14 protein-coding genes are annotated in these 16,143 nt (G+C 72.9%); 2 read left to right on the forward strand and 12 right to left on the reverse strand.

The features are described from left to right. Window positions 1-15: 15 nt before the first annotated feature. The 6 genes from rplS to ABZ858_RS32960 all read right to left on the reverse strand — a co-directional run bounded on the left by rplS (window position 16) and on the right by ABZ858_RS32960 (window position 3,616). Window positions 16-366 (reverse strand): 50S ribosomal protein L19, encoded by a 351-nt coding sequence (gene rplS / locus ABZ858_RS32935; protein WP_361387094.1) that lies wholly within the window; start codon window positions 364-366, stop codon window positions 16-18. Window positions 367-500: 134 nt separating this feature from the next. After that, the gene (trmD, locus tag ABZ858_RS32940; RefSeq protein ID WP_361387097.1) at window positions 501-1,334 is read right to left on the reverse strand and encodes a tRNA (guanosine(37)-N1)-methyltransferase TrmD; all 834 of its coding nucleotides are present in this window, start codon (window positions 1,332-1,334) and stop codon (window positions 501-503) included. After that, window positions 1,331-1,885, reverse strand: a complete 555-nt coding sequence (gene rimM, locus ABZ858_RS32945) for a ribosome maturation factor RimM (protein WP_361387100.1) — start codon at window positions 1,883-1,885, stop codon at window positions 1,331-1,333. The genes trmD and rimM overlap by 4 nt, the downstream gene beginning before the upstream one ends. A 193-nt stretch (window positions 1,886-2,078) precedes the next feature. Next, the gene (locus tag ABZ858_RS32950) at window positions 2,079-2,318 is read right to left on the reverse strand and encodes an RNA-binding protein (protein ID WP_161180513.1); all 240 of its coding nucleotides are present in this window, start codon (window positions 2,316-2,318) and stop codon (window positions 2,079-2,081) included. A 5-nt stretch (window positions 2,319-2,323) separates the two neighbouring features. Then, the gene (gene rpsP, locus ABZ858_RS32955; RefSeq protein ID WP_361387103.1) at window positions 2,324-2,737 is read right to left on the reverse strand and encodes a 30S ribosomal protein S16; all 414 of its coding nucleotides are present in this window, start codon (window positions 2,735-2,737) and stop codon (window positions 2,324-2,326) included. A gap of 276 nt (window positions 2,738-3,013) precedes the next feature. Continuing rightward, the gene (locus ABZ858_RS32960; protein WP_361387106.1) at window positions 3,014-3,616 is read right to left on the reverse strand and encodes a hypothetical protein; all 603 of its coding nucleotides are present in this window, start codon (window positions 3,614-3,616) and stop codon (window positions 3,014-3,016) included. 533 nt (window positions 3,617-4,149) lie between these two features. On the opposite strand from ABZ858_RS32960, the gene ABZ858_RS32965 reads away from it, so the two are divergent. Then, window positions 4,150-4,986: a methyltransferase domain-containing protein gene (locus ABZ858_RS32965; protein ID WP_361387110.1), complete on the forward strand. Its 837-nt coding sequence runs from the start codon at window positions 4,150-4,152 to the stop codon at window positions 4,984-4,986. 17 nt (window positions 4,987-5,003) lie between these two features. On the opposite strand, the gene ftsH is transcribed toward ABZ858_RS32965, so the two are convergent. The 6 genes from ftsH to ABZ858_RS32995 all read right to left on the reverse strand — a co-directional run bounded on the left by ftsH (window position 5,004) and on the right by ABZ858_RS32995 (window position 14,880). Further along, window positions 5,004-6,983 (reverse strand): ATP-dependent zinc metalloprotease FtsH, encoded by a 1,980-nt coding sequence (gene ftsH / locus ABZ858_RS32970; RefSeq protein WP_361387113.1) that lies wholly within the window; start codon window positions 6,981-6,983, stop codon window positions 5,004-5,006. A gap of 140 nt (window positions 6,984-7,123) precedes the next feature. Further along, on the reverse strand, window positions 7,124-8,671 hold the full coding sequence (ffh, locus tag ABZ858_RS32975; protein WP_361387116.1) for a signal recognition particle protein: 1,548 nt from the start codon (window positions 8,669-8,671) through the stop codon (window positions 7,124-7,126). 75 nt (window positions 8,672-8,746) lie between these two features. After that, window positions 8,747-11,209, reverse strand: a complete 2,463-nt coding sequence (locus ABZ858_RS32980) for a [protein-PII] uridylyltransferase (protein ID WP_361387119.1) — start codon at window positions 11,207-11,209, stop codon at window positions 8,747-8,749. Window positions 11,210-11,283: 74 nt separating this feature from the next. Continuing rightward, on the reverse strand, window positions 11,284-11,622 hold the full coding sequence (locus ABZ858_RS32985) for a P-II family nitrogen regulator (protein WP_361387122.1): 339 nt from the start codon (window positions 11,620-11,622) through the stop codon (window positions 11,284-11,286). Then, complete coding sequence (locus ABZ858_RS32990; protein ID WP_361387125.1) at window positions 11,619-13,049, reverse strand: ammonium transporter; 1,431 nt, start codon at window positions 13,047-13,049, stop codon at window positions 11,619-11,621. The genes ABZ858_RS32985 and ABZ858_RS32990 overlap by 4 nt, the downstream gene beginning before the upstream one ends. Window positions 13,050-13,395: 346 nt before the next feature. Continuing rightward, window positions 13,396-14,880, reverse strand: a complete 1,485-nt coding sequence (locus ABZ858_RS32995; protein ID WP_361387128.1) for a hypothetical protein — start codon at window positions 14,878-14,880, stop codon at window positions 13,396-13,398. A gap of 449 nt (window positions 14,881-15,329) precedes the next feature. Here ABZ858_RS32995 and ABZ858_RS33000 point away from each other — a divergent pair, with 449 nt between their 5' ends. Next, window positions 15,330-15,992 (forward strand): bifunctional DNA primase/polymerase, encoded by a 663-nt coding sequence (locus ABZ858_RS33000; protein WP_361387131.1) that lies wholly within the window; start codon window positions 15,330-15,332, stop codon window positions 15,990-15,992. Window positions 15,993-16,143 lie beyond the last annotated feature (151 nt).

A 16,143-nucleotide genomic window follows, 5' to 3' on the forward strand; every position in this document is an offset into this window, starting at 1 on the left:
AACCCCGCAGCGCGCTCAGTTCTCGCGCTTCTCCTTGATCTTCGCGGCCTTGCCGCGCAGCTCACGGAGGTAGTACAGCTTGGCGCGGCGCACGTCACCGCGGGTGACGAGCTCGATCTTCTCCACGATCGGGGTGTGCACCGGGAAGGTGCGCTCGACGCCGACGGAGAAGGAGACCTTGCGGACCGTGAAGGTCTCGCGCACGCCGGAACCCTGGCGGCGGATCACCACACCCTTGAACTGCTGCACACGGGAGCGGTTGCCCTCGATGACGCGGACGTGCACGTTGACGGTGTCACCCGGGCGGAAGGCCGGGACGTCCTCGCGCAGCGATGCGGCGTCGACGGTGTCGAGCAGGTGAGACATGTCGTCTGCTTTCTTCGCTGATGCCACAGGTCATCAACGGGAACTAGGATTTTCCATGAGGCTGCCGGGCGGTCGGGGCGGTCGTCGTGTCCCCCTGTGGCAGGGGCGCCCACCGGACGGCGCACGGCAGCGGCCTATTCTTCCACGCCGTCGGTCCTGCGCCAAAATCGGCCGTACGGCTCGCCCTCGGGGTCCGGGGACCAGCCCAGGATGGACAGCATCTCGCGGTCCTTCTTGTCGAAGGCGCCCGGCGCGCAGCGCTCGATGAGGTCGGGCCGGTGGGCCGTGGTGCGGCGCAGGGCCTCGTCGCGGCGCCAGCGGGCGATCTTCCCGTGGTGGCCGCTGAGCAGCGTCTCCGGGATGTCCCGGCCGCGCCAGACGGGCGGCTTGGTGTAGACGGGGCCCTCCAGCAGGCTCGCCATGGCGCCGGGTGCGAAGGAGTCGTCCCGGTGGGACTCGGCGTTGCCCAGGACGCCGGGCAGCAGCCGGGCGACGGCCTCGGTGACGACCAGGACGGCCGCCTCGCCGCCGGCCAGCACGTAGTCGCCGATGGACACCTCGTAGACCGGCATCCGGGTGGCGTACTCGTCCATGACCCGGCGGTCGATGCCCTCGTAGCGGGCCGGGGTGAAGATCAGCCAGGGGCGTTCGGAGAGTTCGACGGCGAGTTCCTGGGTGAACGGCCGGCCGCTGGGGGTGGGCACGATCAGGGCCGGCGCGTGGGCGCCCGTCTCGTAGCCGTCGGCCAGGACGCGGTCCAGGGCGTCGCCCCAGGGCCCGGTCTTCATGACCATGCCGGGGCCGCCGCCGTAGGGCGTGTCGTCGACCGTGTTGTGCCGGTCGTACGTCCACGCGCGCAGGTCGTGCACCCGCACGTCCAGCAGTCCGCGCGCGCGGGCCTTGCCGACCAGGGAGACGTTCAGCGGTTCCAGGTACTCGGGGAAGATCGTGACGACGTCGAGCCTCATCGGGGCTCGTCCCCGGACTCGCGCGCGGAGGCGATCTCGGCCCGGTCGTCGATCAGGCCGGGCGGCGGGGTGATGACGGCCCGCTGCTCCTCCAGGTCGATCTCGGTGACGATCTCCTCGACGAAGGGGATCATCACCTCGCTGCCGTCGGGGCGTTCGACGATGAACAGGTCCTGCGAGGGCAGGTGCGAGATCTCGGTGATCCGGCCGACCTCGGTGCCGTCCGCGGTGACCACGTCGAGGTCGATCAGCTGGTGGTCGTAGTACTCGTCCTCCTCCTCGGGCAGCTCGTCGGGGTCGACGTCGGCGATGAGGAGGGTGTTGCGCAGGGCCTCGGCGCCGGTGCGGTCGCTCACGCCCGCGAAGCGCAGCAGCAGGCGGCCGCTGTGCACCCGGCCGGTCTCGATGGTGAGCGGGCCCGCGGCGGCGGGATCGGTGGTGAGGACGGCACCGGGCGCGAGCCTGAGTTCCGGCTCGTCGGTGCGTACCTCGACGGTGACCTCGCCCTTGATGCCATGGGCGCGGCCGATCCGTGCGACTACCAGCTGCACGTGTCCACATCTCCTGTCCTGCGACTGCGGCCGGGTACGGCCCGCACGGCCGCCCCAACGACTGCGGCCGGGTACGGCCCGCACGGCCGCCCCAACGACTGCGGGCCGGGTACGGCCCGCGCGGCCGCCCCAACGACTGCGGGCCGGGGACGGCCCAGTGGCCCTCCCCGGCCCGAGCCGGTTGCGAAAAGCGTCAGCGGACGTGGTCCACGTCGACGAGGTCGACGCGGACGCCCCGGCCGCCGATGGCGCCCACGACGGTGCGCAGAGCACGCGCGGTACGGCCGTTGCGGCCGATCACCTTGCCGAGGTCCTCGGGGTGCACCCGGACCTCGAGCACGCGTCCGCGGCGCAGGTCGCGCGAGGCGACCTGCACATCGTCGGGGTTGTCGACGATGCCCTTCACGAGGTGCTCAAGCGCCTCTTCGAGCATGTTGCTCAGGCCTCGGAGGACTCGGCGGCGGCCTCGTCCTTCTTCTCGGCCTTCTTCTTCTGGGTGATGGCCTCACCCTTGCCCTCGTCGTCGCCGCCGAGGGACTCGAACGACGGACGCGCGGCCTTCTCGGCCAGCTGCAGCAGCGGCGCCGGGGCGGGCTCGCCCTTGAACTTCTGCCAGTCGCCGGTCTTCTTCAGGATGGCGAGCACGGGCTCGGTCGGCTGGGCGCCGACGGAGAGCCAGTACGCGACACGGTCGGCGTCGACCTCGATGCGCGAGGGGTTCTGCACCGGGTGGTACAGGCCGATCTCCTCGATGGCCCGGCCGTCACGGCGGGTACGGGAGTCGGCGACGACGATGCGGTAGTGAGGCGAACGGATCTTGCCCAGACGCTTCAGCTTGATCTTGACTGCCACGGGAGTGGATTCTCCTGGTTTTGACGTGGTGGGGCACGGCTCGGTCGCCGCGTGGGGTTGCGGTACCCGAGTGCCCGACGGACGCGTCAGCCGGAGGAGAGAGGGGTCCTGTGCGGCTGTCGAGTACAGCTAGTCATTGTGCCATACCCGTCGGACCCCTTCCGGCGGCGGGTGGGTGCGCGCGGGCACACCGCGGGGGCACCCGGCGCGCGGGTGCCGTCGCGCGGGCGGTACCGGCCGGCGGTGGGGCCGCGGCTGCCACGAGCAGCCGCGGCCTCAGCTCGCCGCCGCGCCCACGACCTCCGGGATGCGGAACGGCTTGCCGCAGCCGCCGCACACGATCGGGGCCTGGGCCAGGACCGAGGGGACGACCCGGACGTTGCGTCCGCAGTCGCAGACGGCCTTGACGCGTACGCCGCCGCCGGACGAGCCGTGGCGGGCGGCCGGGCCGCGGAAGGTGCGGCTGGTGTCGGCGGCGGTGGCGGCCAGGTGGGCCTTCAGGGCGCGTTGCAGGTGCTCGATGGTCGGGCGGTAGCGCCGCTTGGCCTCGGGGCTGAGCGTGACCAGGGAGAAACCGCTGCTCGGGTGCGGCTCCTCGGGATGGTCCAGGCCCAGCTCCTCGGCGATCGCGAGGAACCGGCGGTTGTGGTAGCGGCCGGCGCGGGAGGTGTCGCGCACCCCGCGCGCGGCGGCGATGCCATGGACTGCCTCGTGCAGCAGTCGCTCGAAGGAGAGTTCGTGTCCGCACGCGGACGACGACTCCCCGATCAGGGACTCGGGGGCGGCGAGGTCCGGCAGCTCGGGGTGGTACCGCTGAATGTCGGCCCACGCCTGCGCCAGCTCCGCGGCGAGTACAGGAGGTGTCTGTGTCGTGCTCACGTAATGACAACGAGCGGGGGTGCCCCTGTGTTCCTATTCCGGGGCATCCCAAATAATTTGCACGTACCCGTCAGTTGCCGCTGATGCGTCCTGACGAGGGCGGGTGCGCTGATCTGCGGAAAAGTCCTCACAGCTCGTACCAAGGTGGTGCGTAGCCCCGCGTACGCCCCGGCGTGTACGCCCTTCACGCGCGCCGGTTCACATGAGTGCGCGCGGTGTACAGGAGACGTTTCGGCCGCTTGCCCGGCGGAAGACTTCCCCTCGGCGAGCGGGTGCGACGACCGTGACGTTACCGGGCGCGTCACCGGTGTCCCGCACCGCCCCGCCCCGGCGGCGGCGCCCTCCTGACGCGGCCGGGTTTCACGCAGGTGAAATCCGGCCCCGATTCACCCGGAACGGACGAACAGGCCCCCACGACCCCTGGACGCGATGGGGAGCGGGGAGTTACCTGGCATACGGAAGTGCGCGCGCACGGCCACGGGGGTCACGGAATCGGCACAGCGGCAACTCTCGGCGGATTGGGGCGCTTATCCATGACACCTACGCTCGTGCGCCGGCACGCGTCTCACGCGGGGCCGGCGCCCCGGGTGGACCGGCGTGCACGCGCGCGTGACTGGTCCGAGATCCAGGAGCGGATGCTGGTGCCGCTCTACGAGGCCGTCCACGAGCGACTGGACGCGGGCCCGGGCACCCGGCTGCTCGCCCTGGGCTGCGGCTCCGGGCTCGCCCTGCTCATGGCGGCCGCCAGGGGGGCGGCGGTCACCGGTGTCGACTCCTGCCCCGAACGGCTCGCCCTCGCCCGGCGGCGGCTGCTGCCCGAGGCGTGGGACACCCGCGCGCGGGCCGAGGCCCGGCTCGTCCAGGGCGCGCCGCGCGACGCGGCCGGCCAGGGCACGCCCCCGTACACCCTGGTGACCGCCTTCGAACCGCTCGGGGGCCTGGGGGACGACACGGAGGAGGCGGCCGGGGCACTCGCCGCGGCGGCGGCGCTGGCCGAGCGCGGGGCGCCCGTGGTACTGGCCGGCTGGGGGCCGCCGGAGCGCTGCGCGGCCGCGTCCGTGCTGCGGGTGGCGACCCGGTCCGACGATCCGCCGCCGCCCGCCCCGCGCGACGGCCTGGAGGAGGTGGCCCGGCGCGCCGGGCTGCGCCCGGACGGCTCGGGACGGGTGGCGTGCCCCTTCGGCTACGCCGGCCTGGACAGCGCGGTGCGCGGCATGCTCTCCACCGGACTGTTCGACGCGGCGATCGCCGCCACCGACCCGCAGCAGGTGGACAAGGAGCTGGCCGAGGCCCTCCACGCCCACCAGCGGCGCGACGGCACGGTGTGGATGCCCAACGTGTTCCGCTACCTGATCGCGCGCACCCCCTGATCCGGCGGCGGTCCGGGTCAGCCGTCCCGGCCCGGGTCCGCCGCCTCGGCCGCCTCGCGGGCCGCCGCGTCCAGATCCTTCTTCAGCCGGGTGATGCCGGCGACCCGGTAGGCGTCGGCCTCCTCCAGCGTCTCGTTCTCCAGCAGCGCCCCGGCCAGCGCGTCCAGCTGGGGGCGGTGGTCGCGCAGCTTGCGGCACGCCTCCTCGTAGCACTCGTCGACGATCCGGCGCATCTCGGTGTCGATGGCGTCCAGGGTCTGCGGCGCGGCGGACAGCCCGTACGCCTGCTGGGCGTCGTTCGGCAGCGCGGACAGCCGGCCCAGGTGCTCGCTCATCCCCCAGCGGGCCACCATCCCGCGCGCGATGTTGGTGACCTGCTCCAGGTCGCTCTCCGAACCGGTGGTGATGACGTCGTAGACGACGTGCTCGGCCGCCATGCCGCCGAGCGCGCCGATGATCCGGCCGCGCAGGTACTCCTCGGTGTACGCGTACTTGTCGGACTCCGGCGTGGACAGCGTCACGCCGAGCGCCCTGCCGCGCGGCACGATGGTGATCTTGCGGACCGGGTCGGCGCCGGGCTGCAACATGCCGAGCAGGGCGTGCCCGCTCTCGTGGTACGCGGTGCGCCGGCGTTCCTCCTCGGGCATCACCAGGGCGCGTTCCGCGCCGAGCTGGACCTTCTCCAGCGCCTCGGAGAAGTCGAGCTGGGTGACCTCGCGCTGGCGCCGCTTGACCGCGAGCAGGGCGGCCTCGTTGGCGAGATTGGCCAGTTCGGCACCGGTCATGCCCGGAGTGGTACGGGCCACCCGGGTCAGGTCCACGCCGGGGGCCAGCGGGATCTGGCGGGTGTGGATGCGCAGGATCGCCTCGCGCCCGCCGCGGTCGGGCGGCGCCACGCTCACCACCCGGTCGAACCGGCCGGGCCGGGTCAGGGCCGGGTCCAGGACGTCGGCGCGGTTGGTCGCGGCCAGCACGATCACGCCCTCGGAGCCGGAGAAGCCGTCCATCTCGGTCAGGATCTGGTTCAGCGTCTGCTCGCGCTCGTCGTGCCCGCCCATCGAGGCGCCGCCGCCGCGCGCCCGGCCGATGGTGTCGATCTCGTCGATGAAGACGATCGACGGGGCCACCTTGCGGGCCTCCGCGAACAGCTCGCGCACCCGGGAGGCGCCCACGCCCACGATCATCTCGATGAACTCGGACGCCGACGCGGAGAAGAACGGCACGCCCGCCTCGCCGGCCACCGCCCGGGCGAGCAGGGTCTTGCCGGTGCCGGGCGGGCCGGTGAGCAGCACGCCGCGGGGCATCTTGGCGCCCATGCGCCGGTAGTCGTCGGGGTGCTTGAGGAAGTCGACGACGTCGTCCAGCTCGCCCTTGACCTCGTCGATGCCGGCCACGTCGGCGAAGGTCGTGCGCTGGGTGCCCGGCTGGAGTTCGACCGGCCGGGGCGGTGTCTTGCGGCCCAGCAGGCCGCCGGGACCGAGACCCGAGCCGATCCGCCGCGCGAAGAAGATCCACAGCGCCGCCAGGACCAGGATCGGCAGCAGCGACAGCAGCAGGTTGGCCAGGAAACCGCGCTCCTGTACGACCGGCTGCGCGGTCACCGTGACGTGGTGGCCGCTCAGGCTCTGCCACAGCCTGTCGTCCGCGAAGGACGGGCGCTGGGTCTTGAACTTGGTGTACGTGCCACCGCCGCTCGGCCGGTCGCGGGCGCTCTTGAGCTGCCCCTGGATGGCGTCGCCCTTGGCGTAGATCTTGCTGACGTTGCCGGCGTCGACCTGCCTGCTGAACTCCGTGTACGAGATGACCGGCTCGCTGCCCGAGCTGTAGTAGCTCAGCCCGCCGTAGGCCAGCAGGAAGACGACCACCGCGGTGACGAGCAGCCCCCACCACCGTCCGCGCGGCCGCCGGCCACCGGGCCGCCTGGGCGGCTCGTCCGGCGTGCCCTCGGTGCGCCACGGCTGGTCAGGGGCCTTGCGTGGTGGCGCGGCATTGCTCATATCTGGACGTTACGGCACATGGAGCAACCCGGCACGCGCTGAGGGCGCCCCCGGTGATCGGGAGCGCCCTCGGCGTCTCGGTGAGCTGCGGCCCGGGGGCCGGGCAGTGACCTGCGGTCCGGGGTCCGGGGCGCGGTGGGTCAGCCCATGAACTTCTTGAACTCGTCCGGCAGCTCGAAGTCCTGGGCGCCCTGCTGCGGCAGGCCCGGGGCGCCGCCGTTCTGGGCGGCGGCGGCGCGGCGCGCGACCTCCTCCAGCTCCTGCTGCTTGCGCTTCATCGGGTTGCCCGAGCGCTGCTTGCCCTTGGCCTTCTTCGGCTGCTTCTTGGTGCGGCCCGCGCCGCCGCCCATGCCCGGCAGCCCCGGCATCCCGGGCATGCCGCCCTGGGCCATGCGGGACATCATCTTGCGGGCCTCGAAGAACCGCTCGACCAGGTTCTTGACGGCGCTGACCTCGACGCCGGAGCCCTTGGCGATCCGGGCGCGGCGGGAGCCGTTGATGATCGTCGGTTCCTGGCGCTCGGCCGGGGTCATCGACTTGATGATCGCGGCGGTGCGGTCCACGTCGCGCTCGTCGATGTTGTTGATCTGGTCCTTGATCTGTCCCATGCCGGGCAGCATGCCGAGCAGCTTGCTGATGCTGCCCATCTTCCTGACCTGCTCCATCTGGGACAGGAAGTCGTCGAAGGTGAAGTCCTGACCCTTCTTCGACGCCAGCTTGGAGGCCATCTTCTCGGCCTCTTCCTGGCTGAACGTCTTCTCCGCCTGCTCGATCAGGGTGAGCAGGTCACCCATGTCGAGGATGCGGGAGGCCATCCGGTCCGGGTGGAAGGCGTCGAAGTCGTCGAGCTTCTCGCCGTTGGAGGCGAACATGATCGGCTTGCCGGTGATCTGCCGGACCGACAGGGCCGCGCCGCCGCGGGCGTCGCCGTCGAGCTTGGAGAGCACCACGCCGTCGAAGCCGACGCCGTCGCGGAACGCCTCCGCGGTGTTCACCGCGTCCTGGCCGATCATCGCGTCGACGACGAAGAGGATCTCGTCGGGCGAGACGGCGTCCCGGATGTCCGCGGCCTGCCGCATCATCTCGGTGTCGATGCCGAGGCGGCCGGCGGTGTCCACGATCACGATGTCGTGGACCTTGGTCCGGGCGAAGTCGATGGAGTCCTTGGCGACCTTGACCGGGTCGCCGACGCCGTTGCCCGGCTCGGGCGCGTAGACCGCGACTCCGGCGCGCTCGGCGACGACGCTGAGCTGGTTGACGGCGTTCGGCCGCTGGAGGTCACAGGCGACCAGCAGCGGCGAGTGGCCCTGCTCCTTGAGCCAGCTGCCCAGCTTGCCCGCGAGGGTGGTCTTGCCCGCACCCTGTAGACCGGCCAGCATGATCACGGTCGGCGGCTGCTTGGCGAAGCGGAGCCGACGGGTCTCGCCGCCCAACACCGTCACGAGTTCGTCATTGACGATCTTGAGAACCTGCTGGGCCGGGTTCAGGGCCCGGGAGACCTCGGCACCGAGGGCGCGCTCCTTGACGTTCTTGATGAACGTCCGGACGACCGGCAGGGCCACGTCCGCTTCGAGCAGGGCGATGCGGATCTCGCGCGCGGTGGCGTCGATGTCCGCCTCGCTCAGGCGCCCCTTGCCGCGCAGGCTCTTGAAGGTCGCTGACAGGCGATCGGAGAGAGTGTCGAACACGGCGCTCGCGGTCCTCGGGGTCGGGGATGGCTGTGGGAATCGCCCTCCAGAGTATCCCGGCCGGGCAAGAGCGGGTCACGGTCCCGTACGCAGCGCCTCCTCCAGCCCGCGGGCCGCCGACGCCGCCTCCTCCCGCGGCAGCGGCTCGCCCTCCGGGCCGGTGACGTAGAAGGCGTCCACCGCGTTGGCGCCCAGGGTGCTGACGTGGGCGCTGCGCATCCGCACCTTGGCGTCCTCCAGGGCCCGGCCGATGCGGAACAGCAGTCCGGGGGCGTCCTGGGCGCGGACCTCGATCACGGTGGCGTGCCGGGAGGCGGCCGGGGCGACCGTCACGCGCGGCGGGGGCGCCGGTACGCCCCGGCGGCGCGGGTAGGCGGCGTCCCGTTCGGCGAGGCGGCCCGCGACGTCGAGCGAGCCGTCCAGCGCCCGAACCAGATCGGCGCGCAGCCGGGCGGCCTGGGGCAGCGAGCCGTACTCGGCGGCCACCCGCCAGTCCAGCAGCAGGACGGCGTCGCCGCCGGGCGGTTCCAGGGTGCGCAGCTCGGCCGTGCGGACGGTGAGGCGGTGCAGGGACAGCACCCCGGCGGCGGCGGGCAGCACGCCCGGCTGGTCGGGGACGGCGATGAGCAGTTCCACCCCGAGCGGCTCGGCCTCCCGCACCGCCGCCTCGTCCGGGGCTGCCTCGTCCAGGGCCGGTGCGGTCCGGGCCCGCAGTGCCAGGACCGGTCCGCCGGTGCGGTGCGCCTCGACGGCGAGCCGTTCGTGTTCGGCGCTGGGCGCGGCGGCCGGCTCGGGCACGGCGGGGGCGTCGCCGGTGAGGACCGCGGCGACCCGGCGGACGAGGTCGGCGACGAGGGAGCCCCGCCAGGCGGACCAGGCGGCCGGTCCGGTGGCCAGCGCGTCCGCCTCGGTCAGGGCGTGCAGCAGTTCGAGGGTGCCCGGGGCGGCGACCGCCTCGGCGACCGCCCGGACGGTGGCCGGGTCGTCCAGGTCGCGCCGGGTGGCGGTCTCCACGAGCAGCAGGTGGTGGCGGACCAGAGTGGCCAGTACGGCGGCGTCGGCGCGGTCGAAGCCGACGCGCGCGGCGACGTCGGCGGCGATGGTCTCGCCGGCCACCGAGTGGTCGCCGGGCCAGCCCTTGCCGATGTCGTGCAGCAGGGCGGCGACCAGGAGCAGGTCGGGGCGGCCGACGCGGCGGGTGAGCGCGGCGGCGCGCACGGCCGTCTCGATCAGGTGCCGGTCGACGGTCCACACGTGCACGGCGTTGCGCTGCGGGCGGCAGCGCACCCGTTCCCAGTCGGGCAGCAGCCGGGTGACCAGGCCCTCCGCCTCCAGCGCCTCCCAGACCTGCACGGTGGGGCTTCCCGCGCCGAGCAGGGTGACGAACTGTTCCCGGGCCTCGGCGGGCCAGGGTGTGGGCAGCGGGCGCGCGGTGGCGGCCAGCCGGCGCACGGCATGCGGGGAGAGCGGGAGGCCGGCCTGCGCGGCGGCGGCCGCGGCGCGCAGCGGGAGCACGGGGTCCCGTTCGGGGCGCGCGGTGCGGGCGAGTACCACCTCGCCGTCCTGTTCCACCACCCCTTCGGCCAGCGGTGACCGCTCCGCGCCGGGTTTCCCGCCGCCGAGCAGGCCGCGCAGCCGCGGACGCACGGCGCGCGACCGCAGCACGCGCCCCACTTCGCGCCAGGTGACATCACTGGCGTACGAGATGACGCGGGCCGCCTCGTACACCTGCCGCAGCAGGGTGTCGGCGTCGAGCAGGCCGAGCCCGGCGGCCACCTGGTCCTGTTCCTGGAGGGCGAGCCGGTCGGTGGCGCGGCCGGTGGCCAGGTGCAGGGCGTCGCGGACGTCGAGGAGGCGGCGGCGGGCGTCGGCGAGGCCCTCGCGGGGGGCGTCGGCGAGCCAGGAGGCGGCCACGGCGCGCAGCGCGGTGGCGTCGCGCAGGCCGCCGCGGGCCTCCTTGAGGTCGGGTTCGAGCAGGTACTGCAGCTCGCCCTGGCGTGCGGCGCGTTCGGCGCACAGCTCGCGGAGTTCGGGCAGGCGCTTGGGGGCCTGGTTGCGCCAGTCGGCGAGGACCGTGGTGCGCAGCGCGGTGGTCAGGCCGAGGTCGCCGGCGAGGTGGCGGGCGTCCAGCAGGCCGAGGTGGACCTTGAGGTCGGCGCCCGCGGTCCGGCGTGCCTCGGCGGGGGTGCGCACCGAGTGGTCGAGGGCGAGGCCGAGGTCCCACACGGGGTACCAGAGGCGGTCGGCGAGGGCGGCGACCGCCTCGGTGTCGCCGCCGTCGTGCAGCAGGAGCAGGTCGAGGTCGCTGCGCGGGGACAGCTCGCCCCGGCCGTAGCCGCCGACGGCGACGAGCGACACGCCCCGGTGGCCGCCGGCGGCGGTGAACAGCCCGGCGAGCCAGTCGTCGGTGAGCCGTGCGAGGGCGCCGCGGCGCGGCGGCCCGCTGTGCTCCCCCTCGGTGAGCAGGCGCAGCCGGGCCGCCGCGTAGCCGCCGGGTGGCGCCGGCGCCGCTTCGTTCGTCACGTCCCTGTCCGTCACCCGGTGGCTCCTGTCCTCGATCACCCGATCACCGGTCGCCCGGTGGCCCGTCGCCCGGTCGCCCGCCGCGGCCGTCAGAGCGCGTCCGGGCCGCGTTCGCCGGTGCGGACCCGGACCGCCGTGTCGACCGGCAGCGACCAGACCTTCCCGTCACCGATCTTGCCCGTGCGGGCCGCCTTGACGACCACCTCGATCAGCTCGTCGGCGTCGTCGTCCTCGGCCAGCACCTCGATACGGATCTTGGGCACGAGGTCGACGGTGTACTCGGCACCCCGGTAGACCTCGGTGTGTCCGCGCTGCCGGCCGTAGCCGCTGGCCTCGGTGACCGTGAGGCCGTGCACGCCGAAGGTCTGCAAAGCCTCCTTGATCTCGTCGAGGCGGTGCGGCTTGACCACGGCGGTGATGAGTTTCATGCGTCCACCTTCTTGCTCCGCTTCTTGTCCTGCTTCTCGTCCTGCTTCTCGTCCTGCTTCTCGTCCTGCTTCTCGTCCTGCTTCTTGTCCTGCGCGCTCGGCCTGCTCTGCGCGGCGGTGCCGGCCGGTGCGGTGAGCGCGCCGAGCACCCCGCCGCCGGCGCCGCTGAAGTCGTAGGCGGTCTCGGCGTGCTGGGCCTGGTCGATGCCGGAGATCTCCTCGTCCTCGGTGACCCGCATGCCGATCGACTTGTCGATCAGGAAGGCGAGCACCGCGGAGGCGATCAGGGAGTAGGCCAGGACGGCGAAGACACCGGCGCACTGCTTCCAGAACTGGTCCAGGCCGCCGCCGTAGAAGAGGCCCTTGACGTCGGACTGGCCGCTGCCGCTGGCGAACAGGCCGATCAGCAGGGAGCCGAGGATGCCGCCGACCATGTGGACGCCGACGACGTCGAGGGAGTCGTCGTAGCCGAACCGGTACTTGAGGCCGACCGCCATGGCGCACAGCACACCGGCGATGGCACCGACCGCGATCGCGCCGAGCGGGGAGACCGCGCCGCCGGAGGGGGTGATCGCGACCAGGCCGGCGACCGCGCCGGAGGCGGCGCCCAGCGTGGTGCACGCGCCGTGCCGGAGCTTCTCGTAGCCGAGCCAGGCCAGCATGGCGGCGGCGGTGGCGACCTGGGTGTTGACGAACATCAGCGGGCCGACGCCGTCGTCGTTGCCGAGCCAGGAGCCGGCGTTGAAGCCGAACCAGCCGAACCACAGCAGGCCCGCGCCGAGCATGACCAGCGGGAGGCTGTGCGGGCGCATCGGGTCCTTCTTGAAGCCGGTGCGCCTGCCGATGACGAGGATCACGCCGAGGGCGGCGGCGCCGGCGTTGATGTGCACCGCGGTGCCGCCGGCGAAGTCGATCACCCCGAGCTTGAAGGCCCAGCCGCCGGTCCCCCACACCCAGTGGGCGACCGGGAAGTACACGATCGTCACCCACAGCACCACGAACAGCGACCAGGCGGTGAACTTCACCCGGTCGGCCAGGGCGCCGCTGATCAGGGCGGGGGTGATGACCGCGAACATCAGCTGGAAGACGGCGAAGACGAAGACCGGGATGGTGTACCCGGGCCACAGGTCCGTCTTGCCGATGCCGCTGAAACCGGCGTAGCCGGAGGTCCAGCCGAGCAGGGAGCCGTGATCGGTGCCGAAGGCCAGCGAGAAGCCGTAGAGCACCCACAGGACGGTGACGATCCCGAGGCTGATGAAGCTCATCATCAGCATGTTCAGGGTGCTCTTGACGCGGACCATGCCTCCGTAGAAGAAGGCCAGGCCCGGGGTCATCAGCATCACCAGGGCGGAACAGATGAGCATGAAGCCTGTGTTCGCGGACGACAGTCTGGGTGCGTCCGCCGCAAGCATGATGGCTGGGGCCATCGGCGTCTCCTCGTCGGTCGGTGCGGCCCCGTGCGGGCGGGACCGGGGCGGTCCCGGCACCGGGTGCGGGCCGTGAGGGGTGGGCCGTTCTGCGCCACGAGATTCGCGCAGCGCGGTTTCGGCGGACGCCCCTGGCTGTTTCACCGGGGTGACGAAGGCACCTGGCGTGTTACGCCTGGATGAATCGGGCGCCTATGGATGCCGGCCGGGGGGAGAACACGCGAGCAGAACGCGGCAGGGGCCCCGGCGAGAAGGGACCGGCCGCGGCGGCCTTCCGATGACCTGGCATGGGGGAGCCGAGTCGGGCAGTTCGGGAGGGCCGGCCGCGGCCGGGGTGCGGGGGCGGTCAGACCGCCTCGGCGGTCTCGGGCAGTTCGGCGGCGAGCTGCTCGGTCAGGTCGATGACCTCGCCGAGGTCGCCGAAGTCGCGTACGGCGTTGTCGACGGTCTTGCGGATACGGGTGTTGACGCGCTCGGAGCGGACCTTCTTGGCCACCCGCATGGCATCGGCCGCGTACCGCGTGCTCTGCTCGGGCTCGCGCTGGAGCAGGTGGACGGTGGCCATGCCGATGAGGTTGAGCGCGTACGAGCGCTGGTGCTCCTGGTCGTCGGCGAACAGCCGTACGGCCTTCTCCATCAGCGGTTCGGCCAGCGAGGCGTAGGTGGGGCTGCGGCCGGCCACATAGGCGAGGTCGCGGAAGGAGTGGCTGTTCTCGCCGTACAGCTCGGCCTCGGAGAAGAAGCGGATCCAGTCGGGGTCGGGCTCGTCCCAGTCGCCCGCGTCGGAGAAGGTGTCCTCGGCCATCCGCACCGCGCGCTTGCACTTGCCGGGCTGGCCCATGTTGGCGTACGCGCGGGCCTCCATCGCATACAGCATGGACTGGGTGCGCGGACTGGCGCAGTCCCGGCTGCCGTACTGGCCGAGATGGATGAGCTCCAGGGCGTCCTCGGGGCGGCCGAGGTGGATCATCTGGCGGCTCATGCTGGACAGCACATAGGAACCGAGCGGCTTGTCGCCCGCCTCCTTGGCGGCGTGCAGGGCGAGCACGAAGTACTTCTGGGCGGTGGGCTGCAGGCCCACGTCGTAGCTCATCCAGCCGGCCAGCTCGGCCAGCTCGGCGGCGACCTTGAACAGGCGCCGGGTGGTGGTCTCGGGCTGGGGCTCCTGGAGCAGGTCCGTCACCTCGTGCAGCTGGCCGACCACGGCCTTGCGGCGCAGACCGCCGCCGCACTGGGCGTCCCACTGCCGGAACATCTTCGTGGTGGTCTCCAGCAGCTCCAGCTCGGGGCGGGAGAGCCGGCCGGGGCGGCGGGCGGCGGCGGACGACTCGGCCTCGCGCAGGGGGGCCGGGGGCGTGGGCACGAGCCAGCGCTGCAGCGGCTCGATGAGGGAGGGGCCGGCGGACAGCAATAACGAGGACCCGAGGAAGCCGCGCCGCGCCAGCATCAGGTCGCTGCGCGAGAACTCGCTGAGCAGGGCGACCGTCTGCGGGCCCGTCCAGGGCAGGTCGACGCCGGTGGCCGAGGGGGTGGGGCGGGCGGTGCGCAGCCCGAGGTCCTCCACGGAGACGACGCAGCCGAAGCGCTCGGAGAACAGCTCCGAGAGGATGCGCGGGATCGGCTCGCGCGGATTCTCCCCGTCCAGCCAGCGGCGTACGCGCGAGGTGTCGGTGGAGATGTGGTTGGCCCCCAGCCGGCGGGCCCGGCGGTTGACCTGGCGGGCCAGCTCGCCCTTGGACCAGCCGCTGCGCAGGAACCAGGAAGTGAGCAGCTCGTTCGGTCGCTTGTCCGCGCTCGCGGTGCTCGTCCCGCTGCCGCCGTTGCCGCTCACTGGAACGCCCCCATTCCTGAGACCACTTGTCGCCGAGTGCGCCAAGCCCTATCAGAATGCCCGTCAACACCGCCGCCCGTCCGGCGCTTGTCACCCTTCGAACGGACTACCGAGTTGCCTCCGGCATACCCACGAGCGCATGTGCCCCCAGGACTCGCACACTCAGAGTAATCCGACGATCACCGATGCGGCCACGTGGTTCTCGGAAACGCCACCATTCGCCACCCCTTCGAATGAACTCTCGGTGGCCCTGGCGCGATTCACTTGACAGACGACGACTGCGAGTCGGCGGAGCGGTGCGCTCAAGGGCGCACGCTGTCGTACGCACCACCCGGGGTGCTTCCGGGCGCCGTCCGCTCCGAGGCGGAGTCGGGGAGACAGTGGGGACAGAGCGTCACGTTCCGCATCCGCCTCGTAACCAACGGGGGGACGGACCCGTTGGAGGGGGCATGGGCTTCACGATCGGCGGTATTCGCGAGATCCGCTCCGGCGCGCGACGGCGCGGCCGGTCGTACCGCTCCTCGGAGTGCACGGCGGTGGCCGAGTACACCGGGCTGTGGGGCTGGGACGTGGTGCGGGGCGCGCGGGCCGTCGGCGGCGCCTGCTCCTGCGGCCGCACCGCCTGCCCGGAGCCGGGCGCCCATCCCCTGGAGTTCGCGCCCGGCATCCCGGCCGGGGCGACGCTCGACGAGGTGACCCGGGCCTGGGCCGAGCTGCCGGGGGCCGCGGTGATGCTGGCGGTCGGCAGCGCCTTCGACGTGATCGAGGTCGCCGAGCCGGCCGGGCGGCGCGCCCTGGTGCGGATGGAGCGCATGGGCCTGCCGCTCGGCCCGGTGACCGCGGCCCCGGACGGCCGCGCGCACTTCTTCGTCGCCCCGGGCGCCGCCGCGGAACTGCCCGGCCTGCTGTACCGGATGGGCTGGGACGACCCCGCCGCCCTCGACCTGCGCGGCCTCGGCCCCGGTACGTACCTCACGGCCCCACCCTCGGACCGCGGCGGCCGGGGCCCGGCCCGCTGGCTGCGCGCCCCCGCCCTCGACACGGCCAACCCCCCGGAGGCCCGGCTGCTCCTCGGCACGCTGGCGTACGTGGCCCATCGCTCCCGGGCGTGAGCGGACGGGTGGCGTGAGACGGCGGGAGACGACCGGCGGTCGGTGTGAGCCCTAGCTGTATTGCCCTGTGAGGTTGGGGACGCGGCTGGCGGGTGGTTGGCCCTTGAGCGCGGTGTGTCCGCGGTGGTGATTGTAGGTGTGGAGCCGGCGG

The sequence above is a fragment of the Streptomyces sp. NPDC047017 genome, from assembly GCF_040644175.1.
Lineage (GTDB): Bacteria > Actinomycetota > Actinomycetes > Streptomycetales > Streptomycetaceae > Streptomyces.

What these genes read in the sequence shown, in the direction of transcription:
- rplS (WP_361387094.1), bottom strand. Translation starts at nt 366, where the DNA reads ATGTCTCACCTGCTCGACACCGTCGACGCCGCATCGCTGCGCGAGGAC.
- trmD (WP_361387097.1), bottom strand. Translation starts at nt 1,334, where the DNA reads ATGAGGCTCGACGTCGTCACGATCTTCCCCGAGTACCTGGAACCGCTG.
- ABZ858_RS32950 (WP_161180513.1), bottom strand. Translation starts at nt 2,318, where the DNA reads ATGCTCGAAGAGGCGCTTGAGCACCTCGTGAAGGGCATCGTCGACAAC.
- ABZ858_RS32965 (WP_361387110.1), top strand. Translation starts at nt 4,150, where the DNA reads ATGACACCTACGCTCGTGCGCCGGCACGCGTCTCACGCGGGGCCGGCG.
- ftsH (WP_361387113.1), bottom strand. Translation starts at nt 6,983, where the DNA reads ATGAGCAATGCCGCGCCACCACGCAAGGCCCCTGACCAGCCGTGGCGC.
- ABZ858_RS32985 (WP_361387122.1), bottom strand. Translation starts at nt 11,622, where the DNA reads ATGAAACTCATCACCGCCGTGGTCAAGCCGCACCGCCTCGACGAGATC.
- ABZ858_RS32990 (WP_361387125.1), bottom strand. Translation starts at nt 13,049, where the DNA reads ATGGCCCCAGCCATCATGCTTGCGGCGGACGCACCCAGACTGTCGTCC.
- ABZ858_RS33000 (WP_361387131.1), top strand. Translation starts at nt 15,330, where the DNA reads ATGGGCTTCACGATCGGCGGTATTCGCGAGATCCGCTCCGGCGCGCGA.